The organism is Lawsonella clevelandensis, assembly GCF_003241315.1.
GTDB classification, from domain to species: Bacteria; Actinomycetota; Actinomycetes; order Mycobacteriales; family Mycobacteriaceae; genus Lawsonella; species Lawsonella clevelandensis_A.
Window position 1 is genome coordinate 185,875 of sequence record NZ_QFOZ01000004.1, and the last position, 12,832, is coordinate 198,706.

The window sequence follows — 12,832 nt, forward strand, 5'->3', positions numbered from 1 at the left end:
ATGGAAAAACTGCGTCGTCCTTATTGTGTTGGTACTGCCCTCATTCTCTGGATTGGGATACTGATACTCACCATCGTGCAGATTATTTCCGAAATTGTTGTAAGCGTACTGCACTCACAGACCCTCACAAACGTTATCTCTGACGACCTCACTGCGCACCTTGGTACTGCACAAAACCAGGTACAGAACCAGGCGAATAATGCTGGTGCAGGATACTCATCCGCGGAAATACACACGATGGCCGTCGCACTTCCGTTCATGGCCATTTTCGTGGAGATACTTCTTGTTGCTGTATTCAGCATTATTATTTGGCGAATGAGCCGGGGGCGGAAATGGGCGCGTGTTGTCCTCATTTTTATTGGCTGCTACATGGCAGTACAGGGCATATCCGCCATTATTATGGCGTTTCAGGACAACACCAGTAGTTTCAGCATTATCGCCTACTACCTCTCGAAGGACAGTAGCGCTGCCGGGGGTAACGTGTTCTCTTTCGTTATCCTGTGCATCGTCATTCTGGAGGGCATAATGGCAGTACCCGCACTGTCACAAATGCGGAAACCGGAAGCTGACGAATGGTTTAACGCGATAGCTGAGCAGCGTCATCCACCGACACCGCCCACAGCGATGCCGCCTATGCCCCCGCTTCCGCCTGTTCCCCCGAACGGTCCGCGGTCGCACTAGTAGCTATAAGTGACGTTCGCGGCTGTGACGTCGATGGGGTCTGCAGCTGGGAAGATGGTGCAGCCGGCTCAGTTAGTTCAGACGGTGCAGCTAGCTCAGCTGATTCAGTGAGGGGGAAAGCGAGCTGGACAGCTTCCACCACCCCCGCCGGGTCAGCAGTTTTAGCAACGCGGCTAATATTTAGTCCCACTTTTTTAGCGGTGGCGGCAGTTGTATCACCAATGCACACAACATTGCCTTTTCCGCACAAGGTGACAAGAACACGGGCGGCGGAGGGGGCCGTCACCACTGCGCACGCGAATTGACCGTCCTGCCAGTCCGCAATGGTGCCGGCGGGAAGTTCATCGGCTGTTAGCGGCATCATCGTATACACCGGCAGGCAGGTAACGTCCCAGCCCGCCTCATGGAGTGATACCGCGGAATCCCAGCGAGATAGCGCAGATCCAATACAGAGGACAGTGGGTACGGGCGGCTTCTTTTTAGTGGGTTTCTGCGGAGGATAATCGACGCGTTCGCGAAGAGCCTGGCCCAGTTGCTGGCCAGTGGCGGCCGAAGCCGGCATAGTGAGGTCGGGTTCTAGGCCAAGGTGGCGTAAAGCCACCCCGGTAGCGGGGCCAATAACAGCAAAGTGAGTACCGGCTTTAGCGGCAGCTGCCAGAGTATCGGGAAAGAGTTTATTGAATACTTCCACGCCGCGGCGGGACGCAAAAACAACCCACATAACGTGGCCGTTGCGGAGGGGTTCCTCCCACACGTTAACGGTGGAAATGTTGGGGCCATGCGGATCGCCCGCAACACAACAATGGTTAAAGGGGGTAGAGACTACGGTATAGCCTGCCTTTTCCAGAGCAGCACTGAAGGGGTCACCGGCGGGGCGGCTCACCAGTAGGCGGGGCGCTGCGGTAGCGGCAAGCGTCTGCGGCTGATGAGAGTCGACCATGGTCATCTCCTAATATGTGGGTGAAAAGACTATCTGACACACTTTCCACTAAGGTAATTAGCGTGAAGACAACCCGTCCAACAAGTGTGTCATTCGCCTATTATCTCTCTCTCGTTGCCACGATACTCGGAGTTTCTGGCGGCTTCATCATGCTGCGTGCTATCGACCGCTACGCCACGTCGAATTTCCAAGTATCGCAGGCTCGCACAGCCGCCATTATCTGTATTCTCAGTGGCCTTTTAGTGGGTGTAGTAGCCAGTGCAACCTACCAAAAATCTGTGCTGGGATGGAAAATCCATGTGGGTATAGCGGTTGTCTCCCTTATCGCTTTAGTTATTGTCTCCATTCTGGGCAAGGGCGGACTCCCGCTTGTCCACCTTTGCGTCATATTGGTTGTTCTGGTGTTGCTCATGTGGCCCAGTACCGTCCGCTGGTTCTACCCAGATGTGACATTTGCCACCCCCGGACGGCGTCCTAAACCGGAATAATAATCAGCTCCTCCGTGTTTCATACAACGTATGTGTGCTTTACGGCAGCGTATATATGTCTTGCAAAGGAGCTCTACTATGGCTACGACCACTATAAAAATTAATGGTATGACGTGCGATCATTGCGTCAAACGTGTCACTAAGGAAATCTCCACAATCCCAGGAGTGTCCACTGTCGCTGTCGATCTTGCCGCCGGCACCGCCACGTTTGACTCAGAAAACGATATCCCCCGCGATGCCCTAGCCGCGGCCATCGATGAGGCCGGCTTCACCCTCGCCTAAACAGTATCGGCTAGACGCCCCTGCTTCCCACTCCCAACTAACACTACTGACTGGCGACAATGACAAATCCGGCTCCCTCCCCTACAGGCAGCAGGCATGTAGAACTTGCCCTCCTGGGGCTCTCCTGCGCTAACTGTGCCAACCACGTCCAACGCACTCTCAATAAACTTGCGGGCGTGGAATGCACCGTCAACTATGCGACGGAAAGCGCCTCACTTGACGCTGCCAATAGCTACAGTGCGCAAGACCTTATTGATGCGGTGAAAGGTGCTGGCTACGATGCCCGTCTTCTCTCCGACGGGAACACTGTCTCTGCTGCCGACGCCGATAAACAAATTGTTGCAGCGGAACAGCGCGCTAACCGGGATCTCGTAACTCGCCTTATTGTGGCGGCAGTTCTCGCCATCCCCGTCATGGTTATCTCCATGACGCCCGGTGCACAATTCCCCGGCTGGCAGTGGGTATGCCTCGCTCTTAGCACGGTCGTCGTGTTCTATCCCGGCTGGCTCTTCCACCGCGCCACCATTGCCAACGCTAAACACCACACCGTCAGCATGGACACCCTGCTGACCCTCGGAACACTTGCCGCCTACTTGTGGAGTCTGGGCGCCATGCTCTTCGGCACCGCCGGGCATATTGGCATGCATCACAGTATGCAATTGTGGAACCCCGATGTGGACCCCAGCGGACAAGTATATTTTGAGTCCGCCTCCGGCGTTATCCTCTTCCTCCTCCTGGGGCGGTACGTGGAGCACCGTGCGAAACGTTCAGCGCGCGCCGGGCTATCAGCTCTTATGGATGTGGGCGCTAAGGACGCTCTCTTCGTTGACGAGCAAGGGGATGAGCACCGTATCCCCGTGGCGTCACTGTGCGCGGGAGATCTTTTCCGTGTCCTACCCGGAGACAAGATTGCCACTGATGGGGAAGTTATTGAGGGTATTAGTTCCGTCAATGCCTCCGCTATGACCGGCGAATCCATTCCCCAGTCGGTAGCCCCCGGGGACAGTGTGATAGGCGGCTGCATTAACACCACCGGTACCCTGCTGGTGCGTGCCACCGCCGTGGGGGCGGATACACAACTGGCAGCTATTACCGATGCGGTAAAGCGCGCGCAGGAGAGTAAATCCCATGCACAGCGTCTCGCGGACCGTATCTCTAGTGTTTTCGTGCCCATTGTTATTGCGTTGGCGTTTCTGGCTTTAGCAGGGCACCTTATTGCGGGAGAATCTGCTGCCGCAGCCTTTACCGCCGGCGTAGCCGTCCTCATTATTGCCTGCCCATGCGCACTCGGGTTAGCGACTCCGCTAGCGTTCATGGTGGGGACAGGCCGTGCGGCACAACGCGGCATTATTGTGCGTTCGCAAGAAACCCTAGAGAAAGTTCGCGACATTAATACAGTCGTTTTCGACAAGACTGGCACTATTACCACGGGCGAAATGTCGGTTAGTGAGGTCTTACCAGTGGAGGGTATGTCTGCTACCGACGTGCTGGCATTAGCGGCGGCGGTGGAATACGGTTCTGAACATCCCATTGGCGCCGCCATTGTAAAAGCAGCCACCCAGCGCAGAGAAGACTCAGCAGAACAGACGGATTCAGCAATGCCAACGGCGCAGACAGTGCAAACAGTGCGAGCTCACAATATTAGCGCCATACCAGGTGAGGGCGTACAAGGTGATCTACCCGACGGCACTGCCTTTACTGGCACTGTTTTTGTGGGAAAACCACGAGACGAGGTTGGCCGTGCGGCGTTACGCCGTGCTGCCAGTGCGCACGGTGTGGCCGCTTCCCATGTTGCGGTGTACCAGAATGATACTTTTGTGGGCAGTATTACGGTGGCGGATACCGTCAAACCTACTTCTGCCGACGCTATCGCTAAGCTGCACCAGCAAGGCTGCCGCACAATACTATTAACGGGGGATAATTATGAAGCTGCCCAACAGATTGCCGCGGAAGTAGGCATATCGGCCAGCGATGTTATCGCGGACGTACTCCCCACCCAGAAAGCCGATAGGATTACGGAGCTGCAGCAGGGTGGGAACACTGTCGCTATGGTGGGGGACGGTATTAATGATGCTGCCGCGCTTGCTTTATCTCATCTAGGTATTGCGATGGGGACGGGGACGGATGTGGCCATGCAGGCTGCGGACCTCACACTGGTGCGTGGTGATGTGGAGGCTGTTCCCGAAGCTTTGCATTTAGCACGCCGGATGAACCGCATTGTGCGGGGAAACCTATTCTGGGCTTTTATCTACAATGTGGCCATGATTCCACTGGCAATGCTGGGTTTCCTCAACCCGATGATGGCTGGTCTTGCCATGGTGTGCTCGGATCTTTTCGTTGTGGGCAATTCCCTCCGGTTGCGGTGGGCGTAGCACTGTTTTTCCCTGCCTGGTTGGTAAACTGCAGGAAAGAAGATTGCGTTAAGGAGCCTCTCCAATGACCTCGCCGATAACTTCGCCGACGACCGAGCCCGCGTACCCGTCACCACTGCCGGGGGAAGATCAGGAGTGGCAGTATCCTCCAGGATCCTCAGGGATTATTACAAAAGTGCACTTTGTGCGGCACGGTGAAGTTGATAACCCATCTGGTCGTCTTTACGGTCGTCAGCGTGGCTATAAGCTCACGAAGCGTGGGGAACAGCATGCTATTAACGTGGCGCGGGCATTGCGGGGGCACGATATAACAGCTGTGTACGCATCTCCCTTGAAACGCGCCCAGCAGACGGCCTATCCTGTTGCTCACGACTATGGGCTCAGTATTATTACTAATCCTCTGCTTATTGAGGCGGGCTCCAATCTGGAGAATGAGCTCCTCACGCCGAAGGGTATTCTTACCTCCCCGCATATTTGGCCAATGATTGGTGATCTCAACACTCCGTCATGGGGCGAACACTACTGCAAGATGGCAGAGCGAATGCTAGCGATGGCCCATCGAGCAGTGGACGATAACCGCGGGCATGAGGCTGTCTGCGTGTCGCACCAGTGCGCTATCTGGGTACTGCGTCGTTTTGTGGAGGAGAAGAGGCTGGGGCACCATCCCGGCAAGCGTAACTGTTCTCTGGGATCCATCACTACGCTCGTTTTTGATGGTGACATCATCTCCCGGCTGGAGTATCAGGAGCCGTCGGGTATGTCCGATCCAGCCAGTTTGAAATCGGACATGCAGCGCGGGCTACAAGCCTAAAACGAATTCACTGCCTGCTTGCTTGCCCTACTTGTTGTCTGCTTGTCCTATTTGGCAGTAGCTACACGAAGAAGAGGGTAGGCCGGCAGGAGGGAATGCTGCAGCTGCCGGTAGGTGGGGGCAGTGTTCTCCACCCACGGAACAGAACCTAACCAGTTACCAACAAGCCCAAGCTGAATATCCTCTGGGCCGTAGCAGGCGTCCTCTGCTGTTACCGCAACAGCGATCTCATTCTGCCCAGTGGGGTTGAGGAAGCCTGACGGAATGGTGAAGGATTCTTGCGGGCCCACGTTGCCCACCCAGGTTCCCACGTTCCATCCGTTAATGAACATGACGGTGTGGGCATTGTCTTTGCGATCCGGGCTGAAACGCTTGGAGAGGACGTTCAGCCGCAGCATGACATCCTGGTTGGTGGGGTATTTGAGGGTGAAGTGGGTGCGGTACCAGGTGACGCCTGCGGTGTTGGCGTGCATGGTGGTGGCGTGTTTCCAGGTGGCGTCGGGGAATCCGGGAAGATACCAGCCGGCTCTTTCACCGTAGAGACCACCATTGTTGTAGATGCCGCGGGTTGTGTCGGCGGGGTGTATGCCGCCGCGTACACCTTGAATCTTCCATACGGCGTTACCCTGTTCTCCAAGGCGGGCATCGAGAATACCCATGGGGTGCAGGTTATTGCCAATGCCTTCCCAGTCCACGCGCTGCCCATTATTGCGTAGCAGAATAGCGAGGGTGACCTTCTCACCTTTCTTCACAGTGCCCTTAGGGACAGTGAAGGTGACGGCTTTGGGTTGGGCTTGCAGGTTGGAGGTGGGGTCTTTGGAGGATTTATCGTCCAGGCCAGTATCGGCTACGCCACCTTTCACAGCGGCGGACGCACCCAGATAATGCCCGTTTATCCAGACAAGGAAGTTGGATCCTTCCGCGCCGAAGACTTTGATCCAGATGCGGGGGTCATCGGTGTTGGCGGTGTAGTGGGCGCGGTACCAGACGTCACCTTCATGGAAGTTGTAGGCGTTCGCGTCAAGGACAACATGCTGGAAGAATGCTGGCCCCTGTCGGAAGTTCCGTGGGTGTTTAATGTTGGCTACGCGCCATGCGGAGTCATCAAAATTCGGGTTAGCCTCGTAGTTTTCCTCATGCTTTACCCACGTGAGTTTCGGTAGGGTGACAGGGGCTGGTCCGGGAAGAAGTGCACGATAATGCCCGTTTACTGCTGTTAACTGCAGTGGCTGGCCATTCCAGGTAGCCCGGGTAATACCTGCTGGGAGCCAGATCCGTACTTTTTGTGGTGCGGTGGTGGAGCCCACAAGGTGGGCGGTGTGTCCGGTGTAGTGGACGGAGCGAACAAGATCCGCATTCTCCACGAGGAGCCCCTGCATTGTGCCATTTAAGAGGTTTTCCGGCGACCAGGCACGGATAAGGCTATGGCGGTCCGCAATGCGTAGTGTTAGGGGCGCTTTGCCCTGCATAGACACGGTGATGTCGTAGGGGGATCCCCACGTGTAGTTAATGCGGAGTTGTTTCTTCTCCTTATCCCACGTGGAGGTGACGGAGGTGTTGGCAGTGTTGGTGTGAGTACTCGTTACCATGGGTTTGTGGGGTGCGTCCAGCACAATTTCGCCGCGATCCCCACCTGTCCCGGTAAGGACGGCTAGCGGATGCCCCTTCATTGGGGAGTTAAAGAATAACAACCCTGTGGAGTAGTAGGCTCCCCAGTCGCCGATAGTAAAGTCCACCGGCATTTGCAGTGCATCGCGTCCGTGCAGAATAAGTTTCCCCTCTTGTGGAACGGTGGGGAAGGTGACGGCTTTACCACCGGGCCCAAAAGTGTTGAGGGTGGTGGTGAATGAGGTGCGGGTAATGTCGTTGGAGTCCGCTAGGCGGAAAGCCAAGTATTGGGATCCTTTGCCGGACATGGAGAGGGAGTGCAAGCCGGCGGCTTTTCGCAGGTAACTCTTTACCGCGGCGCCACGAACATCACGGACTGTGGGGTCGGTAGCGCCGTCCATCACAGTGAGCTGCGGGAAAGCACGGTGGAAGTAGCCGTTTTCCTTTTGTGCGGAGAGTTTGTCGCGCAGGTTGCGGTCCTCGGAGAGGGAGGCGCCATAGTCGTAGGAGGTGAATCCGGAGTGGGCGGATCCTGTCCATCCCCAGTTCGTGCCGCCAAAAATCATGTAGTAGTTGAAGGCGGTAACCCCGGCTCCATTGTTGAGGGCAGCCCATTGCCGGTAGAAGTTGGCGTCAACGAACTTTTCGCAGGCGGAGGCGTTGAAGGAGGCTCCCCATGGGGTAAAAGCACCGCCTTGTGCCTCGGCAATGAAATGGGGGGAATGGTGAGCGGCGCGGAAGGCTGGATCAATATGCCAGTTGTGGTCTTGGAGTTTGTGGCGTGTCGCGGAGCAGTCGAAGCGGATGGGATAGTCGTCGTAGGAGTAGACGTCTAGGCCCGTGTCTTTAGTGGTGAATGCCCAGTTACCCACGGGTGCGTAATCATTGTGGAAAATAGGAACATTAATGCCGTCCTCTTTCGCGGCTTTAATGATCTTCTTGACATAGTCGGCGTAGGGACCAACGGAGGCAAGTTCCTCATTTTCTACCTGGTAGAGGAGGACAGATCCGCCGCCATTGGTCACTTGGTGGCGGGCAATAATCTTGTTGACAGCATGTAGCCAGGCGCGCTGCTGTTGCCAGTTAGTGTTGTCCCAGGCATTGCGGAGAGGGAGGGAACTGTTGGTTTGCCAGGCGGGCATACCACCCATGGAAATTTCGGCGTTAATGTAGGGGCCGGGGCGGGCAATGACGTAGAGTCCTTCTTCTGCTGCCATGCGGAGAAGAAGATCTATATTGCGAATTCCCGAAAAATCGAAGGGGCTATCTGGGGCGCTCTGGTGGTAGCCCCAGAAGAAGTAGAAGGAGACGGCGTTGAAGCCGGCAGCCTTCATCTTTTGGAGGACGTCACGCCACTGATGGGGAGAGGGGAGACGCCAGTAGTGGACTTCCCCCGACCAGATATTCAGGTGATGGTCGTCAATCATGTAGGAGTACTTGTCCCACGAGACTGCGTGGTGTTTCCCATCGTTGCCGGGGTAGCGGTAGTTAGTGGAGGTAATCCAGTGAGAGGCAGGTGGTTGAGGGGAGGCGTATGCGGCTGCCATTGTAGAGGTTGGCATAATGGCGGCTAATCCGAGTGTCATCGCACTTGCGAGAGAAACTATCCGAGAGAGTCGTTTGGGGGCACCAGTAACCATGATTGCTCCTCCTCATGAATCTATGTAAACCTGCGGAAAAACACCTCATCTTCACAGTAACAGTTGTTATCTGGGGGCGAATCAGAATACGCCAGTAATCGGGCCAAGTATAAGACCAAGCCCCAGGAGCAGGGACCACACTAGCATGGCTTTACCAGTCCGTCGTAGCGATACGACGAGTGCTTGTCCGCTTTGACCAGTACGAACAGGAGTGTAGGCGCTCCATGCGAGGGGAAGGGCAAGCAGTGACAGGAGTGTCCAGATGGAGCTCAACGCTACGAGAGAACTGAGAATAAATGGCCCGAATATAAGGACTGCGTCAAGGATACGGGTCCGCTTGTCCCCCAGTCGTACCGCTAATGTTATTTTCCCAGATTCACGGTCAGAGGGAATATCTCGCAGGTTATTAACAAGATTATTAGCGCAGGAAAAGCCTCCTACCGCAATGGAAGTGAGGCCACCCTCCCAGGTAATCCGACCTAGTTGGGTAAGCTGAGTACCCATCACCGCAACTAGTCCGAAGAAGATGAAGACCATGACTTCACCTAGTCCGCGGTAGCCGTAGGGGTGTTTTCCGCCAGTGTAGAACCATGCGGCCAGGACGCAACAGATGCCAACAAGGATCAACCACCAGAAACCGGACATTATGCTCAGTGCGATACCGGCAATACCGGCAATGCCGAAGAAGCTAAAAGCTGCTGCCTTGACATGCGCGGGCTTAGCTAAACCAGAGCCGGTAAGACGTTGTGGGCCAACGCGGTCATCGTCTGTGCCGCGGATACCGTCTGAGTAGTCATTGGCAAAATTCACGCCCACAATAAGGGCCCATGCCACTACCATGGCAAGAATTGCCCTCACCCAGATAAGGTCATGGAGCCAGCCGGAACCGAGAATACGGATAGCGGCAGCTGTACCAACAATAACTGGGGCAATTGCGTTGGGCCACGTGTGGGTGCGCGCCCCAATGACCCAATCGTGGAAAGTTGCAGTGTAGTGCTTATCGGGGGAGGTGGTTGTAGCAGTATTCACGACTCTATTTTTACACTTTCCATATTTCATCATGTTAAGCAGGTCGGGGAAGAGATAGTAAGGGGCATTTAGAGAATGTCGCGGAGGTGGCGACGATCAATCTTCCCAATACCTTTTACTGGTAAATCTGCGCGAATAATCACTTCCCGGGGTGCAGCGGTAGGGGGCAGTCCGGCAGCACTCACCCAGTGTCGCAGACTCTCCACAGTAAGAGCGTCAGCAAGATTATCCGTGGTTGCGGCAACAGACGTATTCGCAGAAGGAACTGCCGGAACAATAACGGCAGTGACGTGTTCCCCTAGGCGTGCGTCGGGTTTTCCGATAACAACTACCTGGGAAATGGCAGGGTGGGTGGCTAACGCATTTTCTACCACGTGGGGGAAAATGGTCAGTCCGCCACTGCAGATAGCATCGTCAAGACGCCCATCAACGCAGAGACGTGGCGAGTGGAGGATTTCCTTGTTATCTCTGCGGCCGCTATCGGTGCAGCTGGTGTTCCAGTGTCCATGGTCATCTGTGCGGAACCAACCGGGGCGTCGCCAAGCTATATGGTCTGGCATATTGAGATAACCGGAGGCAATAGTGTCGCCTCCCAACCAAATACGTCCCTCTTCATCAATATCAACACGTGTACCGGGCAGTGGGTAGCCATCGTAGACGCATCCGCCAGCTGTCTCGGACGCCCCATAGGTGCATACGATATGTGCTCCAGCGGTGCGGGCTGTATGTAAAAGGTCAGTGGATAGTGCTGCTCCCCCTACCAGAATCGCATCAAAATAGGTGAGGGCGGTGCGGGCTGCTAGGCCGTCGGCGTCACCGCGTTGTGCGGCGGACACTATTTTGTGCAGTTGTGTGGGAACCAGGCTGGTGTAGTGGCGAGTGTGGGGAGTGGAGTCAAGAAGTTGTGTGGTAGCGGCAGCGAAATCTGATAATGCAAAGCCGTGGCGAGTGTCTTGTAGAACGGGCTCATAGCCGGCAGCAAGACTGCGGAGAAGAACTTGTATACCCGCAATATGGTAGGGCGGAAGGGGAAGCAACCAGGCGCCGGGACCGCCGAGAACATGGTGGGTAGCTGTTGCAGATGCGCGTAGTTGGTGTGCCCCTAACTGTGCATATTTGGGTGTGCCAGTTGTTCCGGAGGTGGCGACGATGAGGGTGGTGTGTGGCGCTAAGTGGTTGTGGTAGGCCTGCAGGGAGGCTAGTGTGCGGGTGCTTTCTTCGCTGTCTGCGGGTGTGGGAAGGGGAAGGAAGGCAGTGGTGGTGTCGTCGCGCAGCATGCTTTGTAAGCATGGATAGGCGTGGCGGTAGCTTTCTTGTGTAGGAAGAAGAGTGAGTGCGCGAAGCTGCATGTGGAGCCTTGTATCCTTGCTTATCCTTTACCCCCATTGTGGAAGATGTCTAGGCCAAAAGTGTTGTAAATGAAGTGCTGCGATACCCATAAGACGCCCACCAGAATAAGGAGAATAACAAGGGCAAATAGCACGTAGGAGAGGATCTTCATGGGGAGAGTGGGGGGTTTTACCTCCACCATTTTGCCATCAATTTTCTCTGTTTTGCCGGATCCGGCCGCCATGGCGAGGGCGAAGAGGACGGGGAGTCCGGCGCCGAAGAAAAGGCCGGAGAGGAGGACAGCCGGTAGATGGCTGAGAGTTTCCATAAGCATTAGTGGTTATCTCCCTGTTCCTGTTGTTGGGTAATTTCCTGCTGCTGGGGAATGATATTTTTCTCAGCAGTTGGAAGCTGTGTGGAGAGTTTGGATGCTCTGGAGTCTTTGGAGGATTTGTGGTCGTCCCAGTCGTCGTTAACGTTGTTGGCGTTCACAGGGGTCTTGCGGCTGCGGTAGAAGATGTAGCTAGCAGCGATAACGAGAATGATGAAGACGACAATAACGCCTAGAACTTCGTTATAAAGACCAATGTAGTGGCCTAGCAGGTAGGTAAGTGCACCAACAATGGCCGCGGCGGGAAGTGTAATAATCCAGGCGATGACCATTCTTCCGGCAACTCCCCACCGTACTTCCGCATTTTTGCGCCCAAGTCCGGTACCAAGAATAGAACCGGTGGCAACGTGTGTGGTGGAGAGGGCAAGGCCAAAGTGCGATGAGGTGAGGATAACTGATGCCGTAGCCATTTCTGCGGCCATACCTTGGGGGGATTCAATTTCGACGAGGCCTTTGCCCAGAGTGCGAATAACGCGCCATCCGCCAATGTAGGTTCCTAGTGCAATGGCGAGGGCGCAGCAGATTTTTACCCAGACGGGGATGCCGTCTTCGGGGTTAACGCGGCCGTAGGCGACGAGGGCAAGAAAAATGACGCCCATAGTTTTTTGGGCGTCATTAGTACCGTGTGAGAGGGAAATGAGAGATGCGGAAAGGATTTGTCCCCAGCGGAAGCCTTTAATTTGTTTTTCGTGCTCTACTTTTCGGGTAATGAGGTACACCAGGGCAGTAGCAATAGCGGAGACAATTCCCGCAACAATGGGGGCAAGAACGGCGGGGATAATAATTTTTCCTACAACGCCGCCCCAGACAACGCCGTCTTTTCCGAGGGAGATAAGAGCGGCGCCAATGAGTCCACCGAAAAGGGCGTGTGAAGAACTGGAGGGAAGTCCAAATAGCCATGTGAGGAGGTTCCAGAGGATACCGCCAACAAGGCCGCAAAAGACGATAAGAAGTAGCATGTGGTTTTTGCCATCGCCGGGGCCAATGTTGACCTTGTCAAGATTGACGATGCCTTTAGCGACAGTGGCTGCTACTTCTACAGAGAGGAATGCTCCGACAAGATTAAGTGCTGCAGATAAGCCGACGGCAACTTTTGGTTTCAGTGCTCCAGTGGCAATGGATGCCGCCATTGCGTTACCCGTGTCGTGGAATCCATTGGTGAAGTCGAATGCTAAGGCAGTAACGACCACGACACAGAGGGTGAATAATTCAGGACTCACGGAGTTGATTATTGTCTACCGGACGTCGATTCACAATGTAG

At 55.1% G+C, this 12,832-nt stretch carries 11 protein-coding genes; 5 read left to right on the forward strand and 6 right to left on the reverse strand.

Features of this window, described 5'->3' with window-relative positions; all coding sequences use genetic code 11:
* Positions 1-681: a hypothetical protein gene (locus DI579_RS04445; RefSeq protein WP_290595885.1), complete on the forward strand. Its 681-nt coding sequence runs from the start codon at positions 1-3 to the stop codon at positions 679-681.
* Here DI579_RS04445 and DI579_RS04450 read toward each other — a convergent pair.
* Positions 632-1,621 (reverse strand): uroporphyrinogen-III synthase, encoded by a 990-nt coding sequence (locus DI579_RS04450; protein ID WP_303678780.1) that lies wholly within the window; start codon positions 1,619-1,621, stop codon positions 632-634. The two genes, DI579_RS04445 and DI579_RS04450, sit on opposite strands and share 50 nt — an antisense overlap.
* A 62-nt stretch (positions 1,622-1,683) precedes the next feature.
* On the opposite strand from DI579_RS04450, the gene DI579_RS04455 reads away from it, so the two are divergent.
* The 4 genes from DI579_RS04455 (at position 1,684) to DI579_RS04470 (ending at position 5,574) form a co-directional block, all read left to right on the forward strand.
* On the forward strand, positions 1,684-2,109 hold the full coding sequence (locus DI579_RS04455) for a hypothetical protein (protein WP_290595881.1): 426 nt from the start codon (positions 1,684-1,686) through the stop codon (positions 2,107-2,109).
* Between the two features lie 78 nt (positions 2,110-2,187).
* A complete protein-coding gene (locus DI579_RS04460; RefSeq protein WP_290595879.1) occupies positions 2,188-2,391 on the forward strand; it encodes a heavy-metal-associated domain-containing protein in 204 nt (67 codons plus the stop codon).
* 59 nt (positions 2,392-2,450) lie between these two features.
* Positions 2,451-4,763, forward strand: coding sequence for a cation-translocating P-type ATPase (locus DI579_RS04465; protein WP_290595877.1), 2,313 nt, complete (start codon positions 2,451-2,453; stop codon positions 4,761-4,763).
* Positions 4,764-4,926: 163 nt separating this feature from the next.
* On the forward strand, positions 4,927-5,574 hold the full coding sequence (locus DI579_RS04470; protein WP_290598290.1) for a histidine phosphatase family protein: 648 nt from the start codon (positions 4,927-4,929) through the stop codon (positions 5,572-5,574).
* 47 nt (positions 5,575-5,621) lie between these two features.
* Here the strand turns inward: DI579_RS04470 and DI579_RS04475 are convergent, their stop codons facing one another.
* From DI579_RS04475 to DI579_RS04495, 5 genes are all read right to left on the reverse strand, one after another.
* Complete coding sequence (locus DI579_RS04475; protein WP_290595875.1) at positions 5,622-8,822, reverse strand: beta-galactosidase; 3,201 nt, start codon at positions 8,820-8,822, stop codon at positions 5,622-5,624.
* 81 nt (positions 8,823-8,903) lie between these two features.
* Positions 8,904-9,851 carry a 1,4-dihydroxy-2-naphthoate polyprenyltransferase gene (locus tag DI579_RS04480; protein WP_303678783.1) on the reverse strand — a complete coding sequence of 316 codons (948 nt, stop codon included), beginning with the start codon at positions 9,849-9,851 and terminating at the stop codon, positions 8,904-8,906.
* Positions 9,852-9,919: 68 nt separating this feature from the next.
* The gene (gene menE, locus DI579_RS04485) at positions 9,920-11,200 is read right to left on the reverse strand and encodes an o-succinylbenzoate--CoA ligase (RefSeq protein ID WP_303678784.1); all 1,281 of its coding nucleotides are present in this window, start codon (positions 11,198-11,200) and stop codon (positions 9,920-9,922) included.
* A 20-nt stretch (positions 11,201-11,220) separates the two neighbouring features.
* Entirely contained in the window at positions 11,221-11,514 is a 294-nt protein-coding gene (locus DI579_RS04490; protein ID WP_303678785.1) for a hypothetical protein, read from the reverse strand.
* Positions 11,514-12,791 carry an inorganic phosphate transporter gene (locus DI579_RS04495; protein ID WP_303678786.1) on the reverse strand — a complete coding sequence of 426 codons (1,278 nt, stop codon included), beginning with the start codon at positions 12,789-12,791 and terminating at the stop codon, positions 11,514-11,516. Before DI579_RS04495 ends, DI579_RS04490 begins: the two co-directional genes overlap by 1 nt.
* Between the last annotated feature and the right edge of the window lie 41 nt (positions 12,792-12,832).

What these genes read in the sequence shown, in the direction of transcription:
- DI579_RS04445 (WP_290595885.1), top strand. Translation starts at nt 1, where the DNA reads ATGGAAAAACTGCGTCGTCCTTATTGTGTTGGTACTGCCCTCATTCTC.
- DI579_RS04450 (WP_303678780.1), bottom strand. Translation starts at nt 1,621, where the DNA reads ATGGTCGACTCTCATCAGCCGCAGACGCTTGCCGCTACCGCAGCGCCC.
- DI579_RS04460 (WP_290595879.1), top strand. Translation starts at nt 2,188, where the DNA reads ATGGCTACGACCACTATAAAAATTAATGGTATGACGTGCGATCATTGC.
- DI579_RS04465 (WP_290595877.1), top strand. Translation starts at nt 2,451, where the DNA reads ATGACAAATCCGGCTCCCTCCCCTACAGGCAGCAGGCATGTAGAACTT.
- DI579_RS04475 (WP_290595875.1), bottom strand. Translation starts at nt 8,822, where the DNA reads ATGGTTACTGGTGCCCCCAAACGACTCTCTCGGATAGTTTCTCTCGCA.
- menE (WP_303678784.1), bottom strand. Translation starts at nt 11,200, where the DNA reads ATGCAGCTTCGCGCACTCACTCTTCTTCCTACACAAGAAAGCTACCGC.
- DI579_RS04490 (WP_303678785.1), bottom strand. Translation starts at nt 11,514, where the DNA reads ATGCTTATGGAAACTCTCAGCCATCTACCGGCTGTCCTCCTCTCCGGC.